Source organism: Pseudomonas taiwanensis DSM 21245 (genome assembly GCF_000425785.1).
GTDB classification, from domain to species: Bacteria; Pseudomonadota; Gammaproteobacteria; order Pseudomonadales; family Pseudomonadaceae; genus Aquipseudomonas; species Aquipseudomonas taiwanensis.
Genome location: NZ_AUEC01000021.1, coordinates 30,931 through 56,935 on the forward strand (window position 1 = coordinate 30,931; position 26,005 = coordinate 56,935).

At 62.9% G+C, this 26,005-nt stretch carries 28 protein-coding genes and 1 tRNA gene; 14 read left to right on the forward strand and 15 right to left on the reverse strand.

Annotation, left to right across the window (positions count from 1 at the left end; all coding sequences use genetic code 11):
• Positions 1-41 precede the first annotated feature (41 nt).
• From H620_RS0109745 to H620_RS0109755, 3 genes are all read left to right on the forward strand, one after another.
• Complete coding sequence (locus tag H620_RS0109745) at positions 42-2,117, forward strand: LTA synthase family protein (protein WP_023379340.1); 2,076 nt, start codon at positions 42-44, stop codon at positions 2,115-2,117.
• 148 nt (positions 2,118-2,265) lie between these two features.
• On the forward strand, positions 2,266-2,502 hold the full coding sequence (locus H620_RS0109750) for a hypothetical protein (RefSeq protein WP_023379341.1): 237 nt from the start codon (positions 2,266-2,268) through the stop codon (positions 2,500-2,502).
• Between the two features lie 174 nt (positions 2,503-2,676).
• Positions 2,677-3,009: a ribonuclease E inhibitor RraB gene (locus H620_RS0109755; RefSeq protein WP_023379342.1), complete on the forward strand. Its 333-nt coding sequence runs from the start codon at positions 2,677-2,679 to the stop codon at positions 3,007-3,009.
• Positions 3,010-3,036: 27 nt separating this feature from the next.
• Here H620_RS0109755 and H620_RS0109760 read toward each other — a convergent pair whose 3' ends face one another.
• Positions 3,037-3,837: a cytochrome c gene (locus H620_RS0109760; RefSeq protein ID WP_023379343.1), complete on the reverse strand. Its 801-nt coding sequence runs from the start codon at positions 3,835-3,837 to the stop codon at positions 3,037-3,039.
• Positions 3,838-4,364: 527 nt separating this feature from the next.
• On the opposite strand from H620_RS0109760, the gene H620_RS0109770 reads away from it, so the two are divergent.
• A complete protein-coding gene (locus H620_RS0109770) occupies positions 4,365-5,099 on the forward strand; it encodes an amidotransferase (protein ID WP_023379344.1) in 735 nt (244 codons plus the stop codon).
• Positions 5,100-5,163: 64 nt separating this feature from the next.
• Here the strand turns inward: H620_RS0109770 and H620_RS0109775 are convergent, their stop codons facing one another.
• The 3 genes from H620_RS0109775 to H620_RS0109785 all read right to left on the reverse strand — a co-directional run bounded on the left by H620_RS0109775 (position 5,164) and on the right by H620_RS0109785 (position 7,779).
• On the reverse strand, positions 5,164-6,135 hold the full coding sequence (locus H620_RS0109775) for a magnesium and cobalt transport protein CorA (RefSeq protein ID WP_023379345.1): 972 nt from the start codon (positions 6,133-6,135) through the stop codon (positions 5,164-5,166).
• Between the two features lie 81 nt (positions 6,136-6,216).
• Positions 6,217-6,936: a lysophospholipid acyltransferase family protein gene (locus H620_RS0109780; RefSeq protein WP_023379346.1), complete on the reverse strand. Its 720-nt coding sequence runs from the start codon at positions 6,934-6,936 to the stop codon at positions 6,217-6,219.
• 153 nt (positions 6,937-7,089) lie between these two features.
• Entirely contained in the window at positions 7,090-7,779 is a 690-nt protein-coding gene (locus H620_RS0109785; protein ID WP_027907248.1) for a crotonase/enoyl-CoA hydratase family protein, read from the reverse strand.
• Between the two features lie 290 nt (positions 7,780-8,069).
• Between H620_RS0109785 and H620_RS0109790 the strand changes: the two genes are divergently transcribed.
• A tRNA-Ser gene (locus tag H620_RS0109790) sits at positions 8,070-8,159 on the forward strand.
• Positions 8,160-8,400: 241 nt separating this feature from the next.
• Here the strand turns inward: H620_RS0109790 and H620_RS0109795 are convergent.
• Together H620_RS0109795 and H620_RS0109800 are read right to left on the reverse strand one after the other, a co-directional pair.
• Positions 8,401-8,781 carry a hypothetical protein gene (locus tag H620_RS0109795; protein WP_023379348.1) on the reverse strand — a complete coding sequence of 127 codons (381 nt, stop codon included), beginning with the start codon at positions 8,779-8,781 and terminating at the stop codon, positions 8,401-8,403.
• Between the two features lie 123 nt (positions 8,782-8,904).
• Positions 8,905-10,092 (reverse strand): MFS transporter, encoded by a 1,188-nt coding sequence (locus H620_RS0109800; RefSeq protein WP_023379349.1) that lies wholly within the window; start codon positions 10,090-10,092, stop codon positions 8,905-8,907.
• Positions 10,093-10,200: 108 nt separating this feature from the next.
• Here H620_RS0109800 and H620_RS0109805 point away from each other — a divergent pair, with 108 nt between their 5' ends.
• Positions 10,201-11,085 carry a LysR family transcriptional regulator gene (locus H620_RS0109805; RefSeq protein ID WP_023379350.1) on the forward strand — a complete coding sequence of 295 codons (885 nt, stop codon included), beginning with the start codon at positions 10,201-10,203 and terminating at the stop codon, positions 11,083-11,085.
• 75 nt (positions 11,086-11,160) lie between these two features.
• Here the strand turns inward: H620_RS0109805 and H620_RS0109810 are convergent, their stop codons facing one another.
• Positions 11,161-11,910 (reverse strand): 3-oxoacyl-ACP reductase family protein, encoded by a 750-nt coding sequence (locus H620_RS0109810; RefSeq protein ID WP_023379351.1) that lies wholly within the window; start codon positions 11,908-11,910, stop codon positions 11,161-11,163.
• A gap of 117 nt (positions 11,911-12,027) precedes the next feature.
• On the opposite strand from H620_RS0109810, the gene H620_RS0109815 reads away from it, so the two are divergent.
• Positions 12,028-12,966 carry a LysR family transcriptional regulator gene (locus H620_RS0109815; RefSeq protein ID WP_027907249.1) on the forward strand — a complete coding sequence of 313 codons (939 nt, stop codon included), beginning with the start codon at positions 12,028-12,030 and terminating at the stop codon, positions 12,964-12,966.
• A gap of 32 nt (positions 12,967-12,998) precedes the next feature.
• Here the strand turns inward: H620_RS0109815 and H620_RS0109820 are convergent, their stop codons facing one another.
• Both H620_RS0109820 and H620_RS0109825 read right to left on the reverse strand, forming a co-directional pair.
• Positions 12,999-13,469: a GreA/GreB family elongation factor gene (locus tag H620_RS0109820; RefSeq protein ID WP_023379353.1), complete on the reverse strand. Its 471-nt coding sequence runs from the start codon at positions 13,467-13,469 to the stop codon at positions 12,999-13,001.
• Between the two features lie 2 nt (positions 13,470-13,471).
• Positions 13,472-13,864 carry a hypothetical protein gene (locus H620_RS0109825; protein ID WP_023379354.1) on the reverse strand — a complete coding sequence of 131 codons (393 nt, stop codon included), beginning with the start codon at positions 13,862-13,864 and terminating at the stop codon, positions 13,472-13,474.
• Positions 13,865-13,997: 133 nt separating this feature from the next.
• On the opposite strand from H620_RS0109825, the gene earP reads away from it, so the two are divergent.
• A complete protein-coding gene (gene earP / locus H620_RS0109830) occupies positions 13,998-15,125 on the forward strand; it encodes an elongation factor P maturation arginine rhamnosyltransferase EarP (RefSeq protein WP_023379355.1) in 1,128 nt (375 codons plus the stop codon).
• 48 nt (positions 15,126-15,173) lie between these two features.
• Complete coding sequence (gene efp, locus H620_RS0109835) at positions 15,174-15,743, forward strand: elongation factor P (protein WP_023379356.1); 570 nt, start codon at positions 15,174-15,176, stop codon at positions 15,741-15,743.
• Between the two features lie 133 nt (positions 15,744-15,876).
• On the opposite strand, the gene H620_RS0109840 is transcribed toward efp, so the two are convergent.
• The 3 genes from H620_RS0109840 to H620_RS0109850 form a co-directional block, all read right to left on the reverse strand.
• On the reverse strand, positions 15,877-16,305 hold the full coding sequence (locus H620_RS0109840; protein WP_023379357.1) for an organic hydroperoxide resistance protein: 429 nt from the start codon (positions 16,303-16,305) through the stop codon (positions 15,877-15,879).
• Positions 16,306-16,435: 130 nt separating this feature from the next.
• Positions 16,436-16,891 (reverse strand): MarR family winged helix-turn-helix transcriptional regulator, encoded by a 456-nt coding sequence (locus H620_RS0109845; protein WP_023379358.1) that lies wholly within the window; start codon positions 16,889-16,891, stop codon positions 16,436-16,438.
• A gap of 58 nt (positions 16,892-16,949) precedes the next feature.
• Positions 16,950-17,903: a LysR family transcriptional regulator gene (locus tag H620_RS0109850; RefSeq protein WP_027907250.1), complete on the reverse strand. Its 954-nt coding sequence runs from the start codon at positions 17,901-17,903 to the stop codon at positions 16,950-16,952.
• Positions 17,904-18,015: 112 nt separating this feature from the next.
• Here H620_RS0109850 and H620_RS0109855 point away from each other — a divergent pair, with 112 nt between their 5' ends.
• Complete coding sequence (locus H620_RS0109855; RefSeq protein WP_027907251.1) at positions 18,016-18,765, forward strand: sulfite exporter TauE/SafE family protein; 750 nt, start codon at positions 18,016-18,018, stop codon at positions 18,763-18,765.
• Between the two features lie 20 nt (positions 18,766-18,785).
• On the opposite strand, the gene H620_RS0109860 is transcribed toward H620_RS0109855, so the two are convergent.
• Entirely contained in the window at positions 18,786-19,637 is an 852-nt protein-coding gene (locus H620_RS0109860) for a LysR substrate-binding domain-containing protein (protein WP_023379361.1), read from the reverse strand.
• A gap of 96 nt (positions 19,638-19,733) precedes the next feature.
• Between H620_RS0109860 and H620_RS0109865 the strand changes: the two genes are divergently transcribed.
• Complete coding sequence (locus H620_RS0109865; protein ID WP_023379362.1) at positions 19,734-19,952, forward strand: DUF1127 domain-containing protein; 219 nt, start codon at positions 19,734-19,736, stop codon at positions 19,950-19,952.
• Between the two features lie 115 nt (positions 19,953-20,067).
• Here H620_RS0109865 and H620_RS0109870 read toward each other — a convergent pair whose 3' ends face one another.
• On the reverse strand, positions 20,068-21,414 hold the full coding sequence (locus H620_RS0109870; RefSeq protein ID WP_023379363.1) for a class II 3-deoxy-7-phosphoheptulonate synthase: 1,347 nt from the start codon (positions 21,412-21,414) through the stop codon (positions 20,068-20,070).
• Positions 21,415-21,530: 116 nt separating this feature from the next.
• Between H620_RS0109870 and H620_RS0109875 the strand changes: the two genes are divergently transcribed.
• Entirely contained in the window at positions 21,531-22,286 is a 756-nt protein-coding gene (locus tag H620_RS0109875; protein ID WP_027907252.1) for a spermidine synthase, read from the forward strand.
• A gap of 411 nt (positions 22,287-22,697) precedes the next feature.
• Positions 22,698-24,377, forward strand: coding sequence for a DEAD/DEAH box helicase (locus tag H620_RS0109880; protein ID WP_023379365.1), 1,680 nt, complete (start codon positions 22,698-22,700; stop codon positions 24,375-24,377).
• A 99-nt stretch (positions 24,378-24,476) separates the two neighbouring features.
• Here the strand turns inward: H620_RS0109880 and H620_RS0109885 are convergent, their stop codons facing one another.
• Positions 24,477-25,244 (reverse strand): DODA-type extradiol aromatic ring-opening family dioxygenase, encoded by a 768-nt coding sequence (locus H620_RS0109885; RefSeq protein ID WP_027907253.1) that lies wholly within the window; start codon positions 25,242-25,244, stop codon positions 24,477-24,479.
• Positions 25,245-25,345: 101 nt separating this feature from the next.
• Between H620_RS0109885 and H620_RS0109890 the strand changes: the two genes are divergently transcribed.
• A complete protein-coding gene (locus tag H620_RS0109890; RefSeq protein WP_023379367.1) occupies positions 25,346-25,996 on the forward strand; it encodes a thiopurine S-methyltransferase in 651 nt (216 codons plus the stop codon).
• The last annotated feature ends 9 nt before the right edge of the window (positions 25,997-26,005 follow it).

Genomic DNA, 26,005 nt, shown 5'->3' on the forward strand with positions numbered 1-26,005 from the left:
CACCCTCTTCGCAAACCTGCATTTCTAGGACCTCCCCATTCATGGCTAACCTGGACGCCTTGAAGCAACGAGGCGCGCAAGCGTCATTCGCGCCCACATTGAAATCTCACCTGGCCTATACGCTGCTTAGCGGGCTGGTGATCATGTTGATGCTCAGCCTGGTGCGCGTTGCGCTGTTGGCCTATAACAGCGACATGGTGGGCGATACGCCTGCTGCGACGGTCGCCGAAGGCTTCCTCAATGGCTTGCGCTTCGACCTTCGGGTGGTGGTGTACATCAGCATTCCGTTGCTGTTGGCCATCCTCAGCCCATGGGCCATGGCACGCCGTGGCGTGTTCCGCTTCTGGCTGACGATCGCCTCCAGTGTGGTGATGTTCCTCGGCCTGATGGAGATGGACTTCTACCGCGAATTCCACCAGCGCTTGAACGGCCTGGTCTTCCAGTACATCCAGGAAGACCCCAAGACCGTCCTGAGCATGCTCTGGTACGGTTTCCCGGTGGTGCGCTACCTGCTGGCCTGGCTGTTCGGCACCTGGCTGCTGAGCCTGCTGTTCAAAGGTATCGACCGTCTGACCCGCAGCAGCGCGGCCGTGACGCTCGCCAGCCCCCGCCGTGGTACGCCGTGGTACAACCGCCTGGCGGTGTTCATGGTGGTCCTGCTGGTGGCCGTGGTCGCTGCCCGTGGCACTCTGCGCCAAGGTCCGCCCATGCGCTGGGGCGATGCCTTCACCACCGATTCCAACTTCGTCAACCAGCTGGGCCTGAACGGCACCCTGACGCTGATCGACGCCGCCAAGAGCCGCTACGGTGAAGACCGCGCCAACATCTGGAAGCCGGTGCTCGAGCAGGGCATGGCCACCCAGAGCGTGCGGGAGCAGCTGCTGACCCCGCACGACACCCTGGTGGACGCCGACGAGGCGGCCATCCGCCGTGACTTCGTGCCGCCGGCCGAGCGTACCTTGCCGGTCAAGAACGTCGTGGTGATCCTCATGGAAAGCTTCGCCGGCCATTCGGTTGGCGCGCTGGGCAGCCCGAACAACATCACCCCGAACTTCGACAAGCTGGCCAAGGAGGGTCTGCTGTTCGACCGCTTCTTCTCCAACGGCACCCATACCCACCAGGGTATGTTCGCCACCATGGCCTGCTTCCCCAACCTGCCAGGCTTCGAATACCTGATGCAGACCCCGGAAGGCGGTCACAAGCTGTCGGGCCTGCCCGCGCTGCTCAGTGCTCGTGACTATGACGATGTCTACGTCTATAACGGCGACTTCGCCTGGGACAACCAGTCCGGGTTCTTCGGCAACCAGGGCATGACCACCTTCATTGGCCGTAACGACTTCGTCAATCCGGTGTTCTCCGACCCGACCTGGGGCGTGTCCGACCAGGACATGTTCGACCGTGGCGCCGAAGAGCTGGCCAAGCATGATGGCAAGAAGCCGATCTACGCACTGCTGCAGACGCTGTCCAACCACACCCCTTATGCGCTGCCGAAGGACTTGCCGGTGGAGCCGGTGACCGGCCAGGGCCGACTGGACGAGCACCTGACCGCGATGCGCTACTCCGACTGGGCCTTGGGCCAGTTCTTCGAGAAGGCGCGCAAGGAGCCGTACTTCAAGGACACCCTGTTCGTCATCGTCGGCGACCACGGTTTTGGCAACAGCCAGCAGGTGACCGAGCTCGACCTGGGGCGCTTCAACGTACCGCTGCTGTTGATCGCCCCGGGTATCCAGGAAAAGTTCGGCGCGGTCAATCACACCGTGGGTACCCAGGTCGACATCGTGCCGACCATCATGGGCCGCCTGGGTGGCCAGACCCGTCACCAGTGCTGGGGGCGCGACCTGCTCAACCTGCCTGAGGGTGACCAGGGCATGGGCATGATCAAGCCGTCGGGCAGCGAGCAGATCGTCGGCCTGGTGCAGGGTGATCGTATCCTCATCGAGTCCAAGGACATGAGCCCACGCATGTACCGCTACCAGCTGGGCCGTGAGTTCAAGGCCGAACTGATCGAGAGCCCGGACCAGCCAGACATGGTCAAGCGCCTGGAAGCCTACATCCAGACCGCGACCAAGAGCCTGATGGACAATACCGCCGGCGTCGTGCACGGCGTACCGAAGTAAGTCCCGCATCACCGGCGAGCCGTCTCCATCAGGGGTCGGCTTGCCGCTGATCGCCGCGCTGCACATCCCCCCTGACTGAACAAATCTCCCCGCCGACGGTCAAGCAATTACAGGTTGCACATCCCCTGTATTCCTTGAGGGCATTTCAATGAAAGAGTGGGAAGTCATTTTTGCCGACCAGAAAGGTGAGCCGACCTCGCTGCTACTGCACAGCGACCAATGCCCCAGTGAGGAGGACGCTGCGCGGGCCATTCGTTCGCATCTGTTCCCGGTCATGGACGAACTGGACCTCAACGACTTCCAGGATCGCACCCATTCCCCTACTGCCCGCTGGCTCAAGGAGCATAGCGGCGTGACCATCACCCGAATCTGTCCCGCCCCCTGAAGCCGCCTGGCTGGCGCGCTGCCGTGGCAGGCACTACGCTGGTGTGAGGTGCCGGCCGTTCAGCAGGTCGGCACCCCCTTGGTTCGCGTCTCGCATCAGCTCGATCTGACCGGTTCTGCCGGCAGGTGCGTAGTGCACGGAAAGTCTATCCATTGCTTTGCAGGAGGACGTTTCATGAGCAGCCAGAACGACGATATCAGCAGCAATGTCCTGCGCCAGATGAAAGCAGGCGGTTTCGACTTCACCCGCATCCATCCCATTGAGTTCTATGCCGTATTCCCCGACGAAGCCGGTGCGCGACGAGCCGCCGGACAGTTTCGCGGCGAGTCCATCAACGCCCAGGTGCGTGAGCTGGACGATGGCGTCTGGCACCTGGAACTCAGCAAGGTCATGTACGCCACTTACTGCGGCATTGGTGCATTCGAGGAAGCCTTCGAGGCCGTGATCTCGCCCTTGGGCGGAGAGCTCGAAGGGTGGGGCGTCAAACAGGAACGGCCCATCGCCTAGCGATGGGCGCGGCCTTGCCTCAGGCCCTCAGGGCTTGCGCAAGGCCATATGCCCCAAGTAAGCCAGCAACGCGTCCAGCGCCTGATCACTCAACACATTTTCGGCAAAACCCGGCATCCTGGCCTGTGGCCAGTGCCGCAGGCTTTGCGGGTCGCGAATGTACTGGCGCAGGAACGCCGGCTGGAAATACTCGGTGGGGTTGTGCGGCAGGTTCAGGTCCGGACCGAACTGCGCATCGCCAGCGCCATTGAGCCGGTGGCACGCCAGGCAGTTCTGTTGGAACAGCGCAAAACCCTCGCGTACCGGGTCATTGGCCGGTAAGCGCGGGTCGGGCAGCAGGGCTGGGAAACGCTGTTCCACGGGCGCCAGGCGGCGCAGGGTGGTGATCTGGAACGGCCATTGTTCCGGGCGAATCCCGCTCGCCTGCGGTTGGGTCCAGACCAGGTAGAACGGCCCGGCACTGGGCTTGCCGTCACCCAGCGCCGGCCAAGGGGCAGCCGGGTCCTCGACCGCCAGCCAGGCTTGTGCCGGGCCATGCTGCAGCAGTGGCCCTGCTGGCATTTCGGCGGCAAAGCCATCCAGCGCCACGGCTTGCAGATGGTCGTTGTCGCTCACCCCGTCCAGCAGTGCGGCCAGAGGCACCGCGCGGTAATGCATGGGGCGCTTGTACGAGACATCCTGCTCGATGCTGATGTCTTGCGCCTTGGGGTGGTCGAGCAGGTCGCGGCTGCTTAACTGACGCGGCGTATCGCCCAGTTCAAGGTGCAGTTGCGCCGCCTTGAGGGGCAGGCTGAGAAGGAGGGCTAGCAGAGCAAGGCAGACGCGCATGGGAGGTCTCCAACCATCAAGGTTGGCAGGTTACCTGTGCATTGCCTGAAAAGGCCACAGCCACCATCATCCGAACAAGCGGGTAAGGTTCGGGAGAATCAGCAGCAAAGTCGTGGCGAAGAGAATGAGCCCAGCTTGGCGAATTTTCGATTGTCTGAACATGGCTGACCGCCTTCTTGTTGTTATTCCTGAATACCCGTTGGCTTCCTTGTCGCGCTTCGGGTCGATCACAGTGGCGCGCCTGGCGCCCACTCTGTTTGCCTCTTGTTACTGCATATACAACCAAAGGTAGGGGTTACGTCATCCATACCAGAGAACCCTTTGTTCTAAAAGATGAGCAAATTGCTGAAATACGGTTATGAGGCCAAAGGCCAGCTTGCTGGCATCCTCTGGCTAGACCGCTGCGTACCCGGGACCAGGACGCCGACGAAATGTGACCGTTCGTCAGTGCAGCCTACTTGCTTGTACGTGCCTTTCGCGTCAGTCTCTACAGCAGATTCCCACCCATGTCGTTCAGGACTATCCCTATGTCGTTACGCATCTGCATCCTTGAAACCGATGTCCTGCGACCTGAGCTGGTCGCGCAGTACCAGGGCTACGGAAGGATGTTCGAGCAGCTGTTCTCGCGTCAGCCCATTGCCGCCGAATTCGACGTGTACAACGTCATGAACGGTGACTACCCACCCGATGGCGATAAGTTCGATGCCTACCTGGTCACAGGCAGCAAGGCTGACTCGTTCGGTGATGACCCCTGGATCCAGACCCTCAAGGCCTACCTGCTCAAGCTTTATGAGCGTGGCGAGAAGCTTCTGGGCGTGTGCTTCGGCCACCAGCTCCTGGCGTTGACCCTCGGTGGCAAGGCTGAACGTGCCGACAAGGGTTGGGGGGTGGGCATCCACCGTTATTCGCTGGCAGCCCATGCGCCATGGATGGACCCGGAAGTGTCAGAACTGACCCTGCTGATCAGCCACCAGGACCAGGTGACCGAGTTGCCCGAAGGCGCCACGGTGATCGCCTCCAGCGATTTCTGCCCGAATGCTGCCTATCACATTCGTGACCAGGTGCTGTGCTTCCAGGGCCACCCAGAGTTCGTTCACGACTACTCCCGGGCACTGCTCGACGCGCGCAAGGACTTCCTGGGGCATGAGGTGTACCAGAAGGCCGTTGCCAGCCTGGCCTCGGAGCACCAGGGCGACCTGGTCGGGGAATGGATGATGCGCTTCGTTGGGCAGACGGCGAAGGCCGGCGATAACGCCGCGTGATCGCCAGCCAGCCGGGTCCTGAGGTAGGAGCCGGCTGGCCGTCGACGGGGCTGCGCGACAGCCTCTACAACCACCCCGACCGCTTGAAACTGGCATACAGCGCCGTACACCCCACGCCAATCAACCCCAGCACGCCAAAGTAGCCATAGTGCCAGCCCAGTTCCGGCATGTTCTGGAAGTTCATCCCGTAGATGCCGGCAATCGCCGTGGGGAAGGCGAGAATCGCCGCCCAGGCGGCGAACTTGCGCTGCACGATGCTCTGCCGTGACGACTCCAGCAGCATGCCGATCTCGATGGTCTGGCTGGCGATGTCACGAATGCCGGCCAAATCCTCCATCTGCCGGGTGACATGGATCTGCACGTCGCGAAAGTACGGGCGCATGTTCTTGTCGATGAACGGGAAACTCAGGCGCTGCAGTTCCTCGCTCACTTCCACCATCGGTGCCACGTAGCGGCGCAGGCGCAGGATGTCGCGGCGCAGGCTGTGCAGGCGCTGGATGTCTTCTTCCTTCAGCGAGCCGCTGAGCACGCTTTGCTCCAGCTCCTCGATTTCGCCATGAATGGCTTCGCTGACGGGCTGGTAGTTCTCGGTGACGAAGTCGAGCAGCGCGTACAGCACGAAGTCTTCGCCATGTTCCAGCAGCAGGGGGCGCGCCTCGCAGCGTTGACGCACCAGGGCGTAGGATTTCGAGTGGCCGTTACGGCACGTGATGATGTACCCGTTGCCAGCGAAGATATGGGTTTCGATGAATTCCAGCTTGCCTTCATGTCGGACGGGGGAGTAGGTGACGATGAACAGGGCGTCGCCGAAGGTTTCCAGCTTGGGGCGGCTGTGCTTTTCCAGGGCATCTTCGATAGCCAGTTCGTGCAGGTTGAACTGGCACTGCAGGTTGGCCAGCTCCTCGGCGTTGGGCTCTTCCAGGCCGATCCAGACGAAGTGCCCTGGCTTGCGTGCCCACTCGCTGCCTTCGTCGATGCTGATGTTGGTGACTTTTCTGCCGGCGCTGTACACCGCCGATGCCACGACTCGCCCCATGGTTGTCCGCTTTTGTCGGTTGAACACGTCCTACAGCTTGGGCCGTGAAGGGCGCGAGAGCAACCTGTCGGTTAGGCGAAGTCAGGCATGGGGCAGTTCGTTTTCCATGTGGTCGATGCACTGCTGCATTTGCGTGCGGCAGTGTTCGATCAGGGCCGGCAGGTCTTGCTGGGTCATGCCGGTGGTGGCGATGGGTGGCAGCGACCGCACGATCACCGTGCGCTGGCGCCAGCTGTTGAGACTCAGGCGTCGGGCGTAGCGGCTGACGCACACCGGCACGATTGGCACACCGGCTTCGACGGCCATGTGAAAGGCGCCTTTCTTGAACGCCAGCAACTTCGCTTCGGGGTTGCGCGTGCCCTCCGGGAAAATCCAGATCGAGGTGTCGTTGCGCAGGGTACGGGTGGTCTGCTGCATGGCTTTGCGCGCCTGGTAGGCGTTCTGGCGGTCGACCAGCACGTTGCCGCCAAGCCAGAACAACTGGCCGAACAGCGGAATCCAGCCCAGGCTTTTCTTGCCGATGGCCACGGTCCGCTGCGGTACCACATGGCCAAGGATGAACAGGTCGAAGTTGGACTGGTGGTTGGCGACGATCACGCAACCGGGGGGCTGGTCCCACAGCGGGCCCACTTCGGACTTGACCTTGATGCGCATCATCCAGGTGGCCGGCAGGCTGTATAGTCGGGCAAAGATACGGCTGTTGTCGGGGTTGAAAGGGCGGCACAGGCCAATGACCAGGCCGACGGCACCCACCAGCAGAAAGTGCAGCCCCAGCAGGAGCATGCGAAGGGAATAAAGCATGGTACGACTCACACCAGACAGTCGCGGCGCAGTGTACGGCTGTGCACTGTTTGGGGCAAACCTTGGGTGAGCGCCTGTGAAGGTCTCATTGTCGTGGGAGCAGCCTTGCGTCGCGACAGGGCGCTCCCACAGGGGCGGCATCCTTGGTGGGGCTCAACCCATAGGGTTCTGGTCCGCCAGGATTGCTTCATCCAGGGCATCCAACAGCCCTTTGCGCACTTTCAGCTTGGTGTTCTTGTGGGCCAGCATGTTGAGTTTCTTCAGCTCACGCGCCGCCGCCAGGGCGGCTTCCTGCAGCTGCTCGGCAGGCACTACCTTGTCGAGGAAGCCAGCGTCCACGGCCGCCTGCGGGGGGAATACCTCGGCATTGTTGACCGCACGCTGGAACGCGGCGCGGCTCAACCGGTCCCGTGCCAGCTCGATGCCGGCATGGTGCATGGTCATGCCGATCTGCACTTCGTTCAGGCAAATCTTGTAAGGCCCTTCGACGCCGATGCGGTAGTCGGCCGACAGCAACAGGAAGGCACCCTTGGCCACGGCATTGCCCGGGCAGGCGACGATGATCGGGAACGGGTGCGAGAGCAAACGGCGGGTCAGGGTCGAGCCTGCGGTCACCAGGCCGATGGCTTCCTTGGGGCCCGCGGTCATCACCTTGAGGTCGTAGCCCCCGGAAAGAATGCCCGGCTGGCCGGTGATGATCACCACTGCCCGTTCCTGTGCTGCGCGATCCAGGGCTGCGTTGAAGGCCACGATGACATCCGGCGAGATGGCGTTGACCTTGCCGTTGTTCAGGGTCAGGGTGACGATGCCGTCTTCGGCGTGGTAGGTAATCAGCTCGCTCATGGCAGAGTCCTTTGGGTAACGTGGCAACGACGTTACCCAGCACCGCCAGCCAGGTAAAGCAGTAAGGCTGACCAGTCAGTCAGCGTTTGCGCGCCATGCCTTGCCGTGTCGGGGGAGGGCGTCAGGAGAGGGTAAAAGCGCAAGCGAGATTGGCAGCATTGCCCTGCCAAGCGAGGTTTTTCGGAGAATTTGCTTAAGCGCATGAAAATTCTGAAAAAAATGCTTGCCAAAGGAAAAGCCTTCTACTAAATTAGCGCGCCTCGACAGGCTGAATAGCTTGAAGAGAAAACGGTGAAGTGTCCGAGTGGTCGAAGGAGCACGCCTGGAAAGTGTGTATACGAGAAATCGTATCAAGGGTTCAAATCCCTTCTTCACCGCCACATTCTGCGAAAAGCCCCCGAACTGAAAGGTTCGGGGGCTTTTTGTTTTGGGGCTCACAGGGGTTCATCGGGAGATCTTTTCGGCTGTGAGATCGAGCGCCGCCCGCGCGGCGCATCGCGAGCAAGGCTCGCTCCTACGTTTTTTCGGACCACTGAGTCCTGCGGGATTTGCGCGCGACCGTTTTGGGTGACCGGCGCGTAGGAGCGAGCCTTGCTCGCGATAGCGGCATCACCGCAATACTCAGTCGTTAGAGGCCGGATGCCGATGGCGACGCCAACTGTCATCGATCTTCGACCAGGTCTTGCCGTCGGTGATGGCCATCAACTTGCGACCATCCTTGAAGGTGGCGAGGAAGGTCGCTTCCTCTTCCTTGCCGCCGAGCCACAGCCCGGCCAGCAAGCCGACCGGGCCTGCCACCAAGGCACCCGCCACGCCCCAGCCGATCGCGGTACCCAGGCTGCGGCTGGACTCAAGGCTGGCGAGCCTGAGGTCGGTGATTCGTGTGAGAGAAATCCGCTCGCCGGGCGAGGGGCTGCGCGGGGTCTTGAGAGTGAGCGCTCCATTGCGGTACTCGCCTTCACCTTGCAAGAAATCGCCGGATTGAACCGTGAGCCTTGTCATTGAGTCGTCCTGTCGGGAAAGGGTCTTGACCAACACCTACTGAGCCCCTCCTTGGCCGGCAAGTCAACGATCGGGCGACGGAGGGACGTGGCGGTTGGTCGCGGTCCTGCCGGCAGGCGTGGCTCAGGTAAGTTGTAGCGCACGCTTGCGTTTGCGCTCGGCCATTGCCCAGACCAACAGTGCCAGCGCCCCAATGGCAAGGCCGGCCGTGACGATGCCCATCCAGCCGTGGTGCTGGAACAATTGCGTTCCCAGCAGCGAGCCCAAAGCGCCGCCAATGAAGTAGCACGTGATGTACCCGGCATTGAGCCGTGTGCGGGCTTCTGGACGAAGGGCAATCACCGCGTTCTGGTTGCTCACATGCACCAGCTGCACCGCCAGGTCGAGTACCAGCACGCCCAGTAGCAGCGCCAGCAGGGACTGCTCGGCAAAGCCCAGAGGCACCCACGACAGCATCAGTGCGACCAGGCCGACGGTGGTGCCCAGTGAGCCCTTGCCGCGGTCGGCCAAACGACCTGCCCAGTTCGCCGACAGCGCTCCCGCCGCGCCAGCCAGGCCGAACAGCCCGATCACGGCATCCGAATAGTGGTAGGGCTCACTGGCCAGGAGGAAGGCCAGTGGCGTCCAGAACAGCGCGAACAGGCTGAATGCCAGCAGGCCAAGCAAAGAACGCAGGCGCAGCACCGGTTCTTGCACGAACAGGCGGAACACCGAACCGATCAGTGCCGGGTACTTCAGCCCGGCATGGCTGTTGTGCTGCGGCAAACTGCGATAGAGGGCGATGGCGGATACCGCCATGAGGACGGCCGCGAGCACGTAGATACTGCGCCACCCGCCGAGTTCTGCCATGAATCCTGCAGCCGTGCGGGCCAGCAGAATACCCAGCAACAGGCCGCTCATCAGCGTACCCACCGCACGGCCCCGCTGGTCTGGCGCGCTCAGGGCCGCGGCCATGGGCACCAGAATCTGCGCCACCACCGAGAACAGCCCGGTCAGTGCCGTGCCCAGCAGCAACCAGGGCAGGCTCGGCGCGCAAGCGCTGATTACCAGGCCCAAGGTCGAGATGGCCGTCATCACCACGATCAGTCGGCGCTGTTCGAACAGGTCGCCCAGCGGTGCCAGCAGCAGCAGGCCCGCGCCATAACTGAGCTGGGCGGCAATGACGATGCTACCGGCACTGGCGGTGCTCAGGCCGAACTGTTCGGCGATGCTGTGCAGCAGTGGCTGGGCGTAGTAGTTGCTGGCCACGGCCAGGCCAGTGGCGGTGGCCATCAGCAGGATGAGGGCGCGACTGAGGGTAGGGGTGTTCATGAGCATCTCGTAGCGGGCAGAAATCAGTGGGCGTCAGTATCGGGAAGTCTTGAGAATGACACCAATGTATAGTTTTCAGCTTGTCCATCTAAAAAGCAGATTGATTCGATGAACCTCAAGCAGCTTGAGTACGCCCTGGCCGTCGCCGACACCGGCAGTTTCACCCGTGCCGCCGAGCGCTGCCACGTGGTGCAATCGGCGCTCAGTCATCAGGTTGCGCGCCTGGAGGCGCAGTTGGGCGTGAGCCTGTTCGAGCGCAGTTCGCGGCGGGTGCGCCTGACCCACGCAGGCGAAGCATTCGTTCTCAGTGCGCGTCCGGCCGTGCAAGCTGCCCGACGGATTGCCGATGACGTCGCGGCGGCCTGTGGCCAGGTGAGGGGGCGTCTGTCGATTGGCGAGATCAGTTCGCTCACGGCGTTGGACCTGGTTGATCTGCTGGCGGTGTTCCACAGGCGCCATCCGGATGTGGACGTACGCTGGTTGACCGCCAAGAGCGAGCTGCTGGTGGCCGATGTGTGCGAGCGGCGCCTGGACGTTGGGTTCATCGGTCTGTGGCAGGGCGAGGAGCCGCAAGGGGTGCGCCACCGTCTGTTGGCACGGGAGGAGTTGGTGGCGTTGTTGCCACCCACGCACATCCTGGCTGGCCGTGGTCAACTGGCGCTGGCTGACCTGGCGAACGAGGTCTTGGTGGACTTCCCCGAAGGCACGGGGGCGCGGCGCCAGACCGACGAGGCGTTCCTGGCGGTGGGCGTGCAGCGGCGGGTGCAGTTCGAGATCGGCCATATTCGTCTGGTCGAGAAGTTCGTGCAACGCGGTATGGCTGTGGGGCTGGTGCCGGAGCGACTGGCCGAAGGCATGCCGGGTGTGGCGGTGGCGCGCCTGGGAGATGCGCCGGTGCGTCATTTGTACGCGGTGTGGTCGCAGAGCCCGACGCCGGCGGCGCGGGCGTTTCTCGAAGTCATGGAGCAGCACCTGCTGGCGGATCGGGCCTGATCGCTGGCTAGCCAGCTCCCACGGTGGGGCTATCTGTAGGAGCCAGCTTGCCGGTGATAAAGCCCCAGCCGAATCTCAGGCCGCAAACCCACCATCTGCCGTCAGGCTGGCCCCGGTGATGTAGCCAGCCTCCGGTCCTGCCAGGTAGGCGACGAAGCTGGCGATTTCATCCGCCTGCCCGTAACGCCCGATGGCCATCAATGGAATGAGGCTTTCCGCAAACTCCCCGCTGGCCGGGTTCATGTCGGTGTCCACCGGGCCAGGTTGCACGTTGTTCACCGTGATGCCCCTTGGCCCCAGGTCGCGAGCCATGCCGCGGGTCAGGCCGACCAGGGCGGATTTGCTCATGGCATAGGGGGCACCACCGGCGAAGGGCATGCGTTCGGCGTTGGTACTGCCGATGGTGATGATCCGCCCACCTTCGCTCATGTAGCGTGCTGCCGCCTGGCTGGCGACGAACACGCTGCGCACGTTGACTGCCAGCATGCGGTCGAATTCGGCGAGGTCGAACTCGGTGATTGGCGCCACCGCCAGCACGCCGGCGTTATTGACCAGGATATCGAGGCGGCCGAGCTGTTTTACCGTGTCATCCACAGCCATTTGCACGGCGGCTGCATCGGCACTGTCGGCGCGCAGCGCCAGTGCCTGGCCGCCTTGCGCGTTGATTTCCCGGGCCAGCTCTTCGGCGGGGCCGGCGGAGCTGACATAGGTGAAGGCGACCTTGGCGCCCTCACGGGCCAGACGCCGCACGATCGCTGCGCCGATACCGCGCGAGCCGCCCTGGACCAGGGCGACCTTGCCTTCGAGTGTGAGTTGCTTGGACATAGTGATCTCCAGTGGAAAGCCAGGCCGTATGCCGTGGATGGACGCAGTATCAGTCGTCGATTAGGTGCTGATAAGATGGCAATCACTATCAGCTGAGTAAACTTTTGGTTGCCAATCATGGCCATGGAATCGTTCAGCGCCATCGAGTGTTTTATCCGTAGCGCCGAGGTGGGTAGCTTCGCCGAGGCGGCCCGCCGGTTGAGCCTCACGCCTGCCGCAGTGGGCAAGCATGTCGCCCAGTTGGAGGCGCGCCTGGGTGTGCGTCTGTTCCAGCGTAGTACGCGCAAGCTGACCCTGACCGAAGCCGGCCAGCGCTTTCTGGGCGAGGTCAGCGACAGTTTTCGCACCATCCAGCACGCCATAGCCAACCTGGCCAGTGCCGAGGGCCAGCCTGCCGGGCTGCTGAGGGTGAGCATGGGCACGGTGTTCGGGCGCTTGTACGTGGTGCCGCTGTTGGGCGAATTTCTGCGGCAATACCCAGCGATCACTCCGGACTGGCATTTCGATAACCGTCAGGTCGACCTGATCGGCCAGGGTTTCGATGCGGCCATTGGTGGCGGCTTCGATCTGCCCCTGGGCGTGGTGGCGCGCAAGCTCACCCCGGCCCATCGGGTTCTGGTGGCGGCACCTGAGTACCTGCTGCGCCATGCGCCGATAGACGGTCCGCCGTCATTGCAGCGTCACGATGGCATTTTCATCCGTTCGCCGCAGACCGGTCGGGTGCGTTCCTGGCCGTTGACCAGCCGCTGGCAAGACCAGCAGCCGTTGCTGATGCGACAGGCCATGACCATGAGCGACTCAGATGCCGCTTGCGCCGTGGCGCAGCAGGGGCTGGGGGTTGCCCTGGTCAGCCTGCCGTTCGCCGTGCCCTACCTGGAGGCCGGAAGGCTGCAGCGGGTGCTGCCGGATTGGTACGTGGACGACGGGCACATCTGCCTGTACTACGCCGGGCACAAATTGCTGCCGGGCAAAACGCGGGCGTTCATCGATTTCGTGGCGCAGCAGTTCGCCGCGCAGGGGTTGGCGACGCGGTTCGATGCCTTGCAGGCGACGTGAAGGAATCGCTGCTTGCCGGCGGTAAAGTACTGTCAGTCGACCTCGACGATAAACAGCGCCTGGTTGCCCAGGATGATTTCATCCTCGACCCGCTTGCCAACCAGTTGCTGGCCCAAAGGCGACCGAGGGGTAATGACGGTTACCCGTTCATCCCCCTCGCCGATCTTCAGCCCGGCGGCTTCCGGCCCGAGGAACAGCACCCGACGTGCGCCATCTTCATCCTCCAGCGTCACCAGGTTGCTCACCTGTACCCCGCGCGACGGGTCGTAGTCGCGCAGCACCAACTGCTGGTAGGTCAGCAATGCCTGACGAATCTCGGCCGTGCGCCGGGCCTGGCCGGTGGCCAGGTACGAGGCCTCGAGGCCCAGGGTGTCGTACTTGTTCTCGGCGATATTCTCTTCAGCCGTGGCGGTTTCGTAGGCGCTTTGGGCAGCGCGACGCAACACGTCCATGTCGTGTTCCAGGGTGGCGACGATCTGGGCAAGGAGGGCGGCTTTGTTCATGGTCAGTAGCAGAACTCCAGGACATTGGCCTGGCTCTTGTCGGTTGGCGCGGTGCGGTTCTGTTGCAGCCAGAACTGGCACTTGGGGCTGTTGAGATTGCGTGGGTTGCCTTGGGCAGCTTCGGCGGCCTGTTGCATTTCCTGCTTTTGCAGGATGTCTTTGTAGCGTTCGAACATCTCGCTTTGCGCATCGGCTGGTTGCACAGGTGGTGCAGCGGGGTGCGCGTAGGTGGGGGCGACGGCCTGGGCCACCGGCTGCACCTGGTCGGGCCAATACTGCAAGGCCAGCCATAGGCTCAGGGCGATGGCCACGGCGCCCAGCCACAGGCCGAAAGCCACGCACAGGATCAATTGCAGTGGCTTCAGGGTGATTTTCAGTTCACGGTGGCGGGGCATGGTGGCCTCCTGGCAAGGCGGGACGAGCGGGTATTGTCGCATGGCACCGAGGGTTTTTTCAGCGTCGGTGCTTTTGTCGGCGACAATTTATGCGCAGAATCCGCTGCTTTTCCGTACGACGAGGGTAGGGCACATGAAGGCCACCTGGGACATTTTCTGCACCGTCGTCGACAACTATGGCGACATCGGCGTTACCTGGCGCCTGGCCCGGCAACTGGTGGCCGAGCACGGCCTGGCGGTGCGCCTGTGGGTGGATGACCTGCAGGCCTTCGTGCGCCTGTGCCCTGGCGCCGACCCTGCGGCCGACCAGCAGTGGCAGCAAGGCGTCGACGTGCGCCGCTGGCCGACCGACTGGCAGCCAGTGAACGCCCCTGAGGTCGTGATCGGTGCCTTTGGCTGCCGCTTGCCGCCGGCCTACATCGACGGGTTGAAGCCCACTTCGACGTTATGGCTGAACCTGGAATACCTCAGCGCCGAGGACTGGGTGGAAGGTTGCCATGGCTTGCCTTCGCCGCAGCCCAGCGGCCTGCGCACGGTGTTTTTCTTTCCCGGTTTCAGCGACAAGACCGGCGGCTTGCTGCGCGAAGCCTCCTTGCTTGTGCAACGAGAGGCCTTCGAGGCCAGCCCCGGGCTACGCGAGGCGTTCCTTAACCGGCTGGGAGTGCACCCCCAGGCCGATGCCCGCTTGGTTTCGCTGTTCGCCTACGAGAACTCGCAGCTGAGTGGTTGGCTCGATGCCATGGCCGAGGCAGAGCGGCCCACCCACTTGCTGGTGCCGGAGGGGCGTATCCTGGGTGACCTGCAAGGTTGGCTGGGGGAGGCATCGTTGGCCCCGGGCGACCTGCGCCGCAAAGGCGCGTTGACAGTGCAGGTGCTGCCTTTCGTCAGCCAGGACGACTACGACCGCGTGCTCTGGTGCTGTGACTTCAATGCCGTGCGGGGCGAAGACTCCTTCGTCCGCGCCCAGTGGGCAGGGCGGCCGCTGCTGTGGCACATCTATGTGCAGGACGAGAACGCTCACTGGGAAAAACTTGAAGCGTTCTTGGCGATTTATCGACATGGGTTGTCGGAAGAAGCCGGTGAAGCACTGGTCGAGCTCTGGCGTGCCTGGAACATGCATCGCGACATGGGCGCCCCGTGGCGCGGGGTGCTGGCCCACTGGGACGAGCTGCAGGCGCATGCCCGCCATTGGTGCACCAAACAGGCCGCTCAGCCGGACCTTGCCATGACGCTGGTACAGTTTTACCGAAATTGGCTATGATACGCGGCCTCGATTTTTATAAATCCATCCAGATTCGGATACTTTGTAATGAAAACTGGTAAAGAACTGAAACCCGGTACCGTACTGCGGATCGACAACGACCCGTGGCTGGTACAGAAAGCCGAATTCACCAAGTCCGGTCGCAACAGCGCGATCATGAAGACCAAGCTGAAGAACCTGCTGACCGGCTACAAGACTGAAACCGTCTACTTCGCCGACGACAAGCTGGACGACGTGATCCTCGATCGCAAGGAAGTGACTCTGTCGTTCATCAGCGGTGACGCCTACACCTTCATGGACACCACCGACTACACCATGTACGAACTGAACGCCGAAGACATCGACGCCGTTCTGCCGTACATCGAAGAAGGCATGCAGGACATCTGCGCCCTGACCATGTACGAAGAGAAAGTGGTATCGGTTGAACTGCCGACCACCATCAGCCGTCAGGTCGTCTACACCGAGAACGCTGCCCGCGGCGACACCTCGGGCAAGGTCATGAAGCCTGCCAAGCTGGCCAACGGTACCGAAGTACAGGTTGCCGACTTCATCGAAATCGACGAGTGGATCGATATCGATACCCGCGACGGCAGCTTCAAGGGCCGTTCCAAGAAGTAAGACTTCTTGCGATACGCAGAAAACCCGGCCTTGGCCGGGTTTTTTTTGCTTGCGAGAATCTCGCCCGCTGGCGGATCTTCGCTTTTGCAGGGACCGCGCAAGCCTCTGTTGTGTCAGAGGCTGCGCGCATCCATCACACCGTCACATGCAGCCGCACATCCACGTTACCGCGAGTGGCGTTGGAATACGGGCAAACCTTGTGCGCCTTCTCGACCAAACCTTCGGCATCGGCCTGCGCCAGACCTGGCAGGTTGATGTGCAGGTCGATGTCCAGGCCAAAGCCACCTGGGATCTGGCCGATGCCCACGTTCGCGGTGATCGAGGCATCGGCTGGCAGGGCTTTCTTTTCCTGACCTGCGACGAATTTCAGGGCGCCGATGAAGCAGGCCGAATAACCGGCAGCGAACAGTTGCTCGGGGTTGGTGCCGTCACCGCCCGCGCCGCCCAGCTCCTTCGGGGTGCTCAGCTTGACTTCCAGCTTGCCGTCGCTGGAGCGGGATTTACCGTCGCGCCCGCCAGTGGAGGTGGCTTCGGCGATGTACAGCGGAGTGACCTTTTGCATGTTGAGCCTCGCTTGAGTGATGTGCGCCGGGGCGCTGAGTGGGTACGGGATTTAAATTAGCGCGCAATTAGTTAGTGCGCAAGATAAATCTTTGACCATTCATCCGAACGGCCACCTCAGAGCATAGTCCTCAGAGGTTCTTCTGCAGGTTGTCGCGTAGTTCCAGCAGTTCGGCTTGCAGCTGCTGCAAGCGTTCCAGGCTATGGCCGCTGGCCTTGAGGATGCACTGGGGCACGCTGCGCGCTTGCTGGTGGAGGGCACGGCCCTTGTCGGTCAGTTGCACCAGGACGACGCGTTCGTCTTCGCGACTGCGGGTGCGCTTGAGCAAACCTTCGCTTTCCAGGCGTTTGAGCAGGGGGGTAAGCGAGCCGGGGTCGGTGAGCAGGCGTTGGCTGATTTCGCCCACGGTCAGGCCGTCCTGCTCCCAGAGCACGAGCATGGCCAGGTACTGCGGGTAGGTCAGCCCCAACGCCTGCAGCAGCGGCTTGTAGACCTTGGTCATCAGCAACGAGGTGGAGTGCAGGGCGAAGCAGACCTGGTTATCCAACAGCAGCTCGTCACAGGGGGCTTTGGGGTCGGCGTTCATGCAGATCCTTGAAATTGATCAATGTGAAAATCTAGCACGCTGATGATTGGCGCGCTCATTACCAGCGCAATTCGCTTCGCAAGGCCAAGTCCCAAGGTGGAACCGGGCTGAAGCGGCTCTTGAGAAATTCGAGCAGTAAACGGCTGCGAGAGTTCGTTTCATGTTCAAGGCGCAGTGCGTAGATGCCGCTGGACTCAGGCTCGGGCAGGCCGCCTTCGCAGAACAGCGGTATCAGTTCACCGCGCAGCAGGTAGTCGCTGATCAGCCAGGTGGGCAGGTGCGCGACACCCAAGCCTGCCAGTGCGCCGAACAGCAGCGTTTCGGCGTTGTTGGCGGCCATGCGCATGCGCTGCGGGCGATACAGGCGGGTTTGTCCCGCGACCGTGAAGCGCCAGGCGAACGGCGGCGCGAGCCCGTCCCAGTCCAGGCCGTCGTGGTCAGGTAGCTCGCTGGGGCAAGCCGGTACGCCACGGTTGGCCAGGTAGGCGGGGCTGGCGCAGGCGATACGCACCATGTAGGCCAGCGGTGTGGCGACCAGTCGGGTGTCGGCCAGGGGGCCGGCGCGCAGCACCAAATCCACCTCGCCCAAGTGGCTGCCATGCAGGTCGACGAAACTGTCGATCAGGCGCAGTTGTACATCCAGGCCAGGGTAGGCCACCAGGAAATCGGCGATGGCCGGCGCCAGGTGACGACGGCCGAATGCCGCCGGGGCGTCGATGCGAATCAAGCCTTCCGGGGCATTGCTCAACGACACTGCCTCGGCACGGGCCAGGCGCAGCTCTTCGATGATGCGCCGGGCGCGCTCGGCGAAGGCATTGCCAGCGGGGGTGGCACGCACGGCATGGGTGCTGCGCACGAACAGTCGGCTACCGACGGCCGCTTCCAGGTTGTCGATGCGCCGCGCCACCGCCGAGGGCGTCAGCGGGTGACGGCGGGCGGCGGCCGAGAAGCTGCTGGTTTCCAGCACATCGAGAAACAGGCTCAGTTGTTCGGTCAGGGTGTCGGGGCTCATGGCGACTCTGCTTTGCGAAACACGCATAGCCATTGTGCGTTGCTGTGCGTTTCCCCGCCAGCCCTGACTGGGTAGCATGCTTGAATTCCAAATACAGGCGGATGAGGCCCTGATGATCGAGTGGTTGATGTATGTCGCGCTGGGCGCAGCCCTGGGTACCCTGGGTGGGCTGTTCGGCATTGGTGGAGGGTTGATCGCGATCCCGGCGTTGGGTGTGTTGTTCAGCCTCGATCAGCAATTGGCGCAGGGCACCGCGCTGGTGATGGTGGTCCCTAACGTGTTGCTGGCGCTGTGGCGTTATCACCAGCGCAATCGCATCGAGCTGCGCCATGCATTGCCGCTGTCACTGTGCAGCCTGCTGTTCGCCTGGTTAGGGTCGATCTGGGCAGTGGGGATCGACGCGCAGTCGATGCGCCTGGGCTTCGTCGGCTTCCTGGTGGCCCTGGCCATCTGGAACGTGGCGCGGATGTTCCTCAAGGTGGCGCCACCCTCCGCCGAGCTGCGCTACCCCTGGCCGTGGCTGGGTGTGCTGGGCAGCTTCTCGGGCGCCATGGGGGGATTGTTCGGGGTAGGCGGGGCCGTGGTCGCAACGCCGATCCTCACCAGTGTGTTCGGTACCACCCAGGTGGTAGCCCAAGGGCTGTCCCTGGCCTTGGCGGCGCCAAGCACGGCGGTGACCTTGCTGACCTACGGTGTGCACCACAGCGTGAGCTGGAGCGTGGGCATACCACTGGCGGTGGGGGGCTTGCTCAGCATCAGTTGGGGTGTGCGGCTGGCCCATGCACTGCCCGAGAAAGTGCTACGGGCGTTGTTCTGCGTGTTTCTGGTGGTGTGCGCGGCGATGCTTGGGTTCGAGCTATAGCCGACAGTGGTGGCCCGCGGTCATTTGAACCCTTCCACGATGTAGTCGGCCATGCAGTCGGTAATCGGTGACTGGCTCTGCGAATTGCGCAGCAGCATCACATTGGCCAGCGGCAACTGCGGCAAACCGCTCTGTTCGCCAAGAATGCGCACATTACCGCCAATCAGGCTCTGCAGCTGCGCTGTCACCGCCAACCCAGCGGTGACGATGGCGAAGATCGCCGCCAGGCTGGGGCTTGTGTAGGCAATGCGGTAGTCGATGCCCTGGGCCTCCAGGGCATTGCAGGTCCAGGCGCGGCAGAAGCAATCGGTGTTGAACAACGCCAATGGCACGGGCCGCTGCTCGTGTGGGCAGAAGCCTTCGGCAGCGGCCCAGACCAGCCGCTCCTGGCGCAGCAGCTGGCCGACTTCGTTACCCGGCTCGCGGGTGACGATGGTCAGGTCCAAGTCCTGGCGCAGCATCAGTTGCTTGGACGAGTCGCAGTGCACTTCCACCTGCACCAGCGGGTAAGCCTGGGCGAAACTCGACAGGATTGTCGGCAGAAAACGCATCGCATAATCGTCCGGCGTGCCGATACGCACCACGCCGACCATGTGTGGCATGCGCAGGGTGTTGAACACCTCGCCGTGCAGCTTGAGGATGCGCCGGGCATAACCCAGCAACACTTGCCCTTCGGCGGTCAGGCGCACCTGGCGGCCGTCGCGCTCGAAAAGCTGGCGTTGGAGGATGTCTTCTTCCAGGCGCTTCATCTGCATGCTGACTGCCGACTGCGTGCGGTTGACCACCTCGCCGGCGCGGGTGAAGCCGCCTTGTTCGGCAATGGCGACGAAGGTGCGCAGCACATCGGCATCGAGACTCTGATAGTGGGACATTGCATCAATCTCCGAGATGCATGGCATCAGAAACATTCGTTGGATTGATCTTAAGCCTGGGATGAGACTGGAGCCATCAACACGGAGGGCCTCACGATGAAAGGTCATGTCAGCAGCATCGAGCACACCACCTTTTCCCTGAACCACCTGTGGCATGTGGCGATCGAGCGTTTGGCGCGCTGGCTGCAGTTGTATCGCCAGCGTCAGGAGTTGGCTCGCCTCAGTGACGCGACATTGCAGGACTTGGGGTTGAGCCGGGCCGATATCCAGCAAGAGGCGGATCGGCATTTCTGGGACGATCCGCTGCGTAAATGAGGGTAAGAGCCTGTGCTGGCCGGAAACAAACGTAGGAGCGAGCCTTGCTCGCGATGCACCGCGCGGGCGGCGCTCGCTCTCACGAACGCCCCCGCTTTCAGCCAACCGCTCCCGCTCAGCGCCGCACTTGCTTGAGCGTCTCGGCGATCAGGAACGCCAGCTCCAGTGACTGGTCGGCATTCATGCGTGGGTCGCAATGGGTGTGATAGCGGTCTGAGAGCGCGTCTTCGGTGATCGGCCGGGCGCCGCCGATGCATTCGGTGACGTTCTGTCCGGTCATCTCGATATGAATCCCGCCCGCATGGCTGCCTTCGGCCTGGTGCACCTGGAAGAACTGTTTCACCTCGTCCAGGATCTGCGCAAAGTCACGGGTCTTGTAGCCGCTGCTGGCCTTGATGGTGTTGCCGTGCATCGGGTCGGAGCTCCACAGCACCTTGCGCCCCTCGCGCTCGACGGTGCGGATCAACCCCGGCAGGTGGTCACCCACCTTGCCGGCGCCCATGCGCACGATCAGGTTCAGCCGGCCCGGGTCGTTGTCCGGGTTGAGGATGTCGATCAGGCGGATCAGTTCTTCAGGGTTCATGCTCGGCCCGACCTTCACCCCGATCGGATTGTGCACGCCGCGCAGGAACTCGACATGGGCACCATCCAACTGGCGGGTACGGTCGCCGATCCACAGCATGTGCGCCGAACAATCGTAGTGGTCACCGGTCAGGCTGTCCTGACGCACGAAGGCCTCTTCGTAGTTGAGCAGCAGCGCTTCATGGGCGGTGAAGAAACTGGTTTCGCGCAGTTGTGGGGCGCTGTCCAGGCCGCAGGCGCGCATGAAGGCCAGGGTCTCGTCGATGCGGTTGGCCAACTGGTGGTACTTGTCGGCCAGCGCCGAGTTGGCGATGAAGTCCAGGTTCCACTTGTGCACCTGATGCAGGTCGGCGAAACCGCCCTGGGCGAAGGCGCGCAGCAGGTTGAGGGTGGCGGTGGCCTGGTGGTACGCCTGCAGCAGGCGCTCCGGGTCCGGCACGCGGCTTTTCTCGTCGAACCCGATGCCGTTGACGATGTCGCCGCGGTAGGCGGGCAGGGTGACGTTGCCGATGGTTTCATCGCCTGCGGAGCGAGGCTTGGCGAACTGCCCGGCCATGCGCCCGACCTTGACCACCGGGCAGCCGGCGGCGAAGGTCATGACAATGGCCATCTGTAGCAGCACCTTGAAGGTGTCGCGGATCTTCGCGGCCGAAAACTCGGCGAAGCTTTCGGCGCAGTCGCCACCTTGCAACAGGAAGGCCCGGCCTTCGGTGACCTCGGCGAACTGTCGACGCAGCTCGCGCGCTTCGCCTGCGAACACCAGCGGCGGGTAGCTGGCCAGGGTCTGCTCGACCTTCAGCAGGTGCGCGGCGTCGGGGTAGGTCGGTTGCTGCTGGATCGGCAGGGCACGCCAGCTGTCAGGGCTCCACGGTTGGTTCATCACAGGCTCGGTCTTGTCGGTTGTAGGCTGTTCGTCATGGTAACAGTTGGCGGTGCGCTTGTTGCGTTGCAGGTGTTGACGGACAATGCGCGTTTTTGTGTGGGCAGGTGGCAGTGATGGCGACGGAGCGGGAAGAGCGGCTACTGGCCCGGGTCGAAGATGCCTTTGGCGTGATCAGCGTGTACGAGGTGGACGACTACCGTTTTCTCGAGTTCGGCGATGCGATCGAGCAAAGCTGCGTGTTCACCGCCGACCCCAGCTGGCTGGAGTACGACTACACCCGTGCCATGCTGGTGGGGGCGCTGTGCCACGCACAGCCAGAGAGTGCGCTGTTCCTGGGGTTGGGGGCCGGTACCCTGACCCAGGCCTGCATGAAATTCCTGCCGCTGGAGGACATCGAAGCCATCGAACTGCGCCCGGATGTGCCGCGCCTGGCCATGGAGTACCTCGGGCTGGACGATGATCCGCGGCTTTACGTGCGTATCGGCGATGCCCTCGAGTTGCTGCCGAGCGCGGAAAAAGCCGACCTGATCTTCGTTGACCTGTACACCGATCACGGGCCGGGTGTCGGGCACCTGGCCTGGCGGTTCCTGGAAAACTGTCAGCAGCAACTCAACCCCGGCGGTTGGCTGGTGATCAACCAGTGGGCCAACGACGATGGCCGGCCGCTGGGTGCGGCGTTGCTGCGCGGCCTCTACCATCGGCATTACTGGGAGTTGCCGGTGAAGGAGGGCAACGTCATCCTGCTGGTGCCGTCGGACCTCGAGCAGGCGTTGGACCTGGACGAGGTGCGGGCACGCGCCGAAGCGCTGGCGCCACGCCTGGGGTATAGCCTGGAGAGCCTGATCCAGGAGATTCGGCCAGCGACCTGAAACCGTGTTGCGCTCTTCGCGGGTAAACCCGCTCCTACGGGGACTGCGCCGTGCTCCAGGGCAGTGGGCTCTTCGGAAGCGGGGCAGGAAGGGGGCTGCTGGAGAAAAACGTTTCAGCCGGTATCGATTGATGGCCTGATACTGGCTACCCAAACTGAAAAATTTCCTCACTGTCCCCTTCAATTCGGGTATAGTACGCGCCGGTCTTTTAGCGGACCTCAAAATCAGGTGGTGCAAATCCTCCGAGTCCAGCTTCGGCTGCGCGTCCGCTAGGCGGACCTTCCCACGTATTCATTTTCAATCGTTTTCGCAAATCCCCGCCGCCAAAGCTGCCTGGGTGACCGTTTGGTCTTTCAAGGCATGTGCAGCTTTGGAGCATGGGTCTTTGCGGATGCACCTAGAGGCAGACCCATGACCCAGGAAACCGGCGGATTCGCCGCTCTCGAACTCAATCCGAACATTGTTGCTGCCGTACTGGCTACCGGCTACGAAGAGCCGTCCGCCATTCAGCAACAGTCGATCCCGATCATCCTCGCCGGTCACGACATGATCGGCCAGGCGCAGACTGGCACCGGCAAGACCGCTGCCTTCGCCCTGCCGATCCTCAACAAGATCGACGTGAGCAAGCGCGAACCGCAAGCCCTGATCCTTGCGCCAACCCGTGAGTTGGCGCTGCAAGTAGCTACCGCATTCGAAACCTACGCCAAGCAGATGCCGGGCGTTAACGTCGTGGCCGTGTACGGTGGTGCCCCGATGGGCCCACAACTGCGTGCCATCCGTAACGGCGCGCAAATCGTCGTCGCTACCCCTGGCCGCCTGTGCGACCACCTGCGCCGCGACGAGAAAGTCCTGTCCACCGTTCAGTACCTGGTACTGGACGAAGCGGACGAGATGCTCAAGCTGGGCTTCATGGACGACCTCGAAGTGATCTTCGACGCCATCCCTGAATCGCGCCAGACCGTGCTGTTCTCCGCCACCCTGCCGTCTTCGATCCGCAGCATCGCCGAGCGCCACCTGCGCGAGCCGAAGCACGTCAAGATCCAGAGCAAGACCCAGACCGTCACCGCGATCGATCAGGCCCACCTGATGGTCCACGCCGACCAGAAGATCCCGGCTGTGCTGCGTCTGCTGGAAGTGGAAGAATTCGATGCGCTGATCGCCTTCGTACGCACCAAGCAAGCCACCCTGGACCTGGCCTCCGCCCTGGAAGCCAAGGGCTACAAGGCTGCCGCGCTGAACGGCGACATCGCCCAGAACCAGCGTGAGCGCGTCATCGACTCGCTCAAGGATGGCCGTCTGGACATCGTCGTCGCCACCGACGTCGCGGCCCGTGGTCTGGATGTTCCGCGCATCACCCACGTATTCAACGTGGACATGCCGTACGACCCAGAGTCCTACGTTCACCGTATCGGTCGTACCGGCCGTGCTGGCCGCGATGGCCGTGCGCTGCTGCTGGTTACCCCGCGTGAGCGTCGCATGCTCCAGGTGATCGAACGTGTAACCGGTCAGAAAGTGGCCGAGGCCCGTCTGCCGAACGCGCAGGCCGTACTGGATGCCCGCATCAAGAAGCTGACTTCGAGCCTGGCGCCGCTGGTGGCCGAAGCGGAAGCCACCCATGGCGAACTGTTCGACCGTCTGACCGCCGACCTCGGCTGCAGCCCACGCGCACTGGCCTCGGCCCTGCTGCGCAAGGCCACCAATGGCCAGGCTCTGGATCTGGCGGCTGTCGAGCGTGAGCAGCCGCTGGTGCCAAGCTTCACCCCGCGTGAGCGCAGTGGTGAGCGTGGCGACCGTGGTGAGCGCAGTGAGCGTGGTGACCGCGAGCGTCGCGCGCCGATGCCGCTGGCTGAAGGTCGCGTTCGTTGCCGTACCGCGTTGGGTGCCCGTGACGGTATCGCCGCCAAGAACCTGCTGGGTGCGATCCTCAATGAGGGCGGCTTGGCTCGCGACGCCATCGGCCGGATCCAGGTTCGTGACAGCTTCAGCCTGATCGAACTGCCGGAAGACGGCCTGGAGCGTCTGCTGTCCAAGCTCAAGGACACCCGTGTGGCGGGCAAGCAGCTGAAGCTGCGCCGCTACCGCGAGGACTGATCCTGGCGCCATGAAAAAATCCCCGGCCTAGGTCGGGGATTTTTTTGCCTGCACGCTCAGCTTTACCGGCAGGCGGCGGCCTGCCGGCAAGAGGTCCCTTCAGTCGAATCGATAAATGTCCATCCCCAGGGCCCCCAAGGTGAACCCCTGGTGCACCACGGCAAACCGCTTTCCGGCCCCCAGGGCAAAGAACAGCGGCAGCAAATGCTCATCGCTGGGATGGTTGCGCACCGCAAACGGCGCCTGGTGCCGGTAATCCAGCAATGCAGCTTGGTCATCCTCGGCCAGGCGCGCCACCACCCAGTCCCTGAAGGCCAACGCCCAAGGCTCGATCACATCCGGCCCGGCGTGCCAGTCCAACTCGCCCAGGTTGTGGGTGATGCTGCCCGAACCGATCAGCAACACATCTTCCTCTCGCAGCCCCGCCAACGCTTGGCCGACCTTGATCTGCAGCGCCGGGCCCATGTGGCTGGGCAGTGAAACCTGAATTACCGGAATGCCCGCATCCGGGTACATGAGCGACAGCGGTACCCAAGCACCATGGTCGAACGGTCGCTGCGGGTCCAGGCGGGCAGGCAGGCCGGCCTTGGTCAACCGTTCGCTGACCTGGCCGGCCAGGCCAGGTTCGCCCGGCGCCGGGTACTGCACCGCATACAGCGCGGCGGGGAAGCCATGGAAGTCATGCCAGGTCCCTGGTTGCGCACTGCCGGTCACCCGCAGTTCGCGGCTTTCCCAGTGCGCCGACACCACCACGATCGCCTTTGGCCGTGGCAAGGCGTTGGCCAGACCAGCCAGGGCCGGACCGCTGGCGCCGGGTTGCAGGGCGAGCATGGGGGAGCCGTGGGAAATGAACAGGCTGGGCAGCATGGTGGTGTCCTGGCGGTTAAGATGCTGACATCTTCGATCAGATACAGATCGAATTCCAATATAAGATTTTAGCGTTATCTATCGAATAACCAGGAGGAAAGATGGACGCGGCGTTCTGGCATCGCAAGTGGGCCGACAACCAGATCGGTTTTCACCAGGCCCAGGTCAACCCCTATCTGCAGCGGTATTGGCCAGCGTTGGGGTTGGCACCCGGTAGTCGGGTATTGGTGCCGCTGTGTGGCAAGAGCCTGGACCTGGCGTGGCTGGCAGGGCAGGGGCACCGGGTGTTGGGGGTGGAGTTGTCGCGGCGGGCGGTGGAAGACTTCTTCCGCGAGCAGGGGTTGTCGGCCGAGGTATCGCAGCAGGGCGTATTCGAGCTCTGGCAGGCCGGCGCGGTGCAAGTGTTGTGCGGGGATGTCTTCGCCTTGCAGGCCGAGGATGTCGTCGACTGTGTCGGGCTCTACGACCGGGCCGCGCTGATTGCCTTGCCCCCTGAGATGCGGGAGCGGTACATGGCGATGCTGTCGAATATCCTGCCTTCTGGTGGTCGAGGGCTGCTGGTGACACTGGACTATGACCAGGCCAAGCTGGAGGGGCCGCCGTTTTCGGTGGGGGATGAAGAGGTGCGGCGCGGCTTTTGCGCTTGGAAGGTGGAGGCGTTGGAGGCCGTCGAGGTGATCGAGGAAAGTCCGAAGTTTCGCCAGGCTGGAATCGCGAGCTTGCTGGAGCGCGCCTATCGGCTAGGGTTTTGATCGATAGCG

Coding starts and splice junctions, on each gene's coding strand:
- H620_RS0109780 (WP_023379346.1), bottom strand. CDS start 6,936: ATGCTTTATTCCCTTCGCATGCTCCTGCTGGGGCTGCACTTTCTGCTG.
- H620_RS0109855 (WP_027907251.1), top strand. CDS start 18,016: ATGATCGAGTGGTTGATGTATGTCGCGCTGGGCGCAGCCCTGGGTACC.
- H620_RS0109770 (WP_023379344.1), top strand. CDS start 4,365: ATGTCGTTACGCATCTGCATCCTTGAAACCGATGTCCTGCGACCTGAG.
- H620_RS0109775 (WP_023379345.1), bottom strand. CDS start 6,135: ATGGGGCGAGTCGTGGCATCGGCGGTGTACAGCGCCGGCAGAAAAGTC.
- H620_RS0109840 (WP_023379357.1), bottom strand. CDS start 16,305: ATGCAAAAGGTCACTCCGCTGTACATCGCCGAAGCCACCTCCACTGGC.
- H620_RS0109745 (WP_023379340.1), top strand. CDS start 42: ATGGCTAACCTGGACGCCTTGAAGCAACGAGGCGCGCAAGCGTCATTC.
- earP (WP_023379355.1), top strand. CDS start 13,998: ATGAAGGCCACCTGGGACATTTTCTGCACCGTCGTCGACAACTATGGC.
- H620_RS0109885 (WP_027907253.1), bottom strand. CDS start 25,244: ATGCTGCCCAGCCTGTTCATTTCCCACGGCTCCCCCATGCTCGCCCTG.
- H620_RS0109815 (WP_027907249.1), top strand. CDS start 12,028: ATGGCCATGGAATCGTTCAGCGCCATCGAGTGTTTTATCCGTAGCGCC.
- H620_RS0109785 (WP_027907248.1), bottom strand. CDS start 7,779: ATGAGCGAGCTGATTACCTACCACGCCGAAGACGGCATCGTCACCCTG.
- H620_RS0109805 (WP_023379350.1), top strand. CDS start 10,201: ATGAACCTCAAGCAGCTTGAGTACGCCCTGGCCGTCGCCGACACCGGC.
- H620_RS0109870 (WP_023379363.1), bottom strand. CDS start 21,414: ATGAACCAACCGTGGAGCCCTGACAGCTGGCGTGCCCTGCCGATCCAG.
- H620_RS0109755 (WP_023379342.1), top strand. CDS start 2,677: ATGAGCAGCCAGAACGACGATATCAGCAGCAATGTCCTGCGCCAGATG.
- H620_RS0109860 (WP_023379361.1), bottom strand. CDS start 19,637: ATGTCCCACTATCAGAGTCTCGATGCCGATGTGCTGCGCACCTTCGTC.
- H620_RS0109890 (WP_023379367.1), top strand. CDS start 25,346: ATGGACGCGGCGTTCTGGCATCGCAAGTGGGCCGACAACCAGATCGGT.
- H620_RS0109850 (WP_027907250.1), bottom strand. CDS start 17,903: ATGAGCCCCGACACCCTGACCGAACAACTGAGCCTGTTTCTCGATGTG.
- H620_RS0109880 (WP_023379365.1), top strand. CDS start 22,698: ATGACCCAGGAAACCGGCGGATTCGCCGCTCTCGAACTCAATCCGAAC.
- H620_RS0109875 (WP_027907252.1), top strand. CDS start 21,531: ATGGCGACGGAGCGGGAAGAGCGGCTACTGGCCCGGGTCGAAGATGCC.
- H620_RS0109795 (WP_023379348.1), bottom strand. CDS start 8,781: ATGACAAGGCTCACGGTTCAATCCGGCGATTTCTTGCAAGGTGAAGGC.
- H620_RS0109865 (WP_023379362.1), top strand. CDS start 19,734: ATGAAAGGTCATGTCAGCAGCATCGAGCACACCACCTTTTCCCTGAAC.
- H620_RS0109750 (WP_023379341.1), top strand. CDS start 2,266: ATGAAAGAGTGGGAAGTCATTTTTGCCGACCAGAAAGGTGAGCCGACC.
- H620_RS0109825 (WP_023379354.1), bottom strand. CDS start 13,864: ATGCCCCGCCACCGTGAACTGAAAATCACCCTGAAGCCACTGCAATTG.
- H620_RS0109760 (WP_023379343.1), bottom strand. CDS start 3,837: ATGCGCGTCTGCCTTGCTCTGCTAGCCCTCCTTCTCAGCCTGCCCCTC.
- H620_RS0109820 (WP_023379353.1), bottom strand. CDS start 13,469: ATGAACAAAGCCGCCCTCCTTGCCCAGATCGTCGCCACCCTGGAACAC.
- H620_RS0109845 (WP_023379358.1), bottom strand. CDS start 16,891: ATGAACGCCGACCCCAAAGCCCCCTGTGACGAGCTGCTGTTGGATAAC.
- H620_RS0109810 (WP_023379351.1), bottom strand. CDS start 11,910: ATGTCCAAGCAACTCACACTCGAAGGCAAGGTCGCCCTGGTCCAGGGC.
- efp (WP_023379356.1), top strand. CDS start 15,174: ATGAAAACTGGTAAAGAACTGAAACCCGGTACCGTACTGCGGATCGAC.
- H620_RS0109800 (WP_023379349.1), bottom strand. CDS start 10,092: ATGAACACCCCTACCCTCAGTCGCGCCCTCATCCTGCTGATGGCCACC.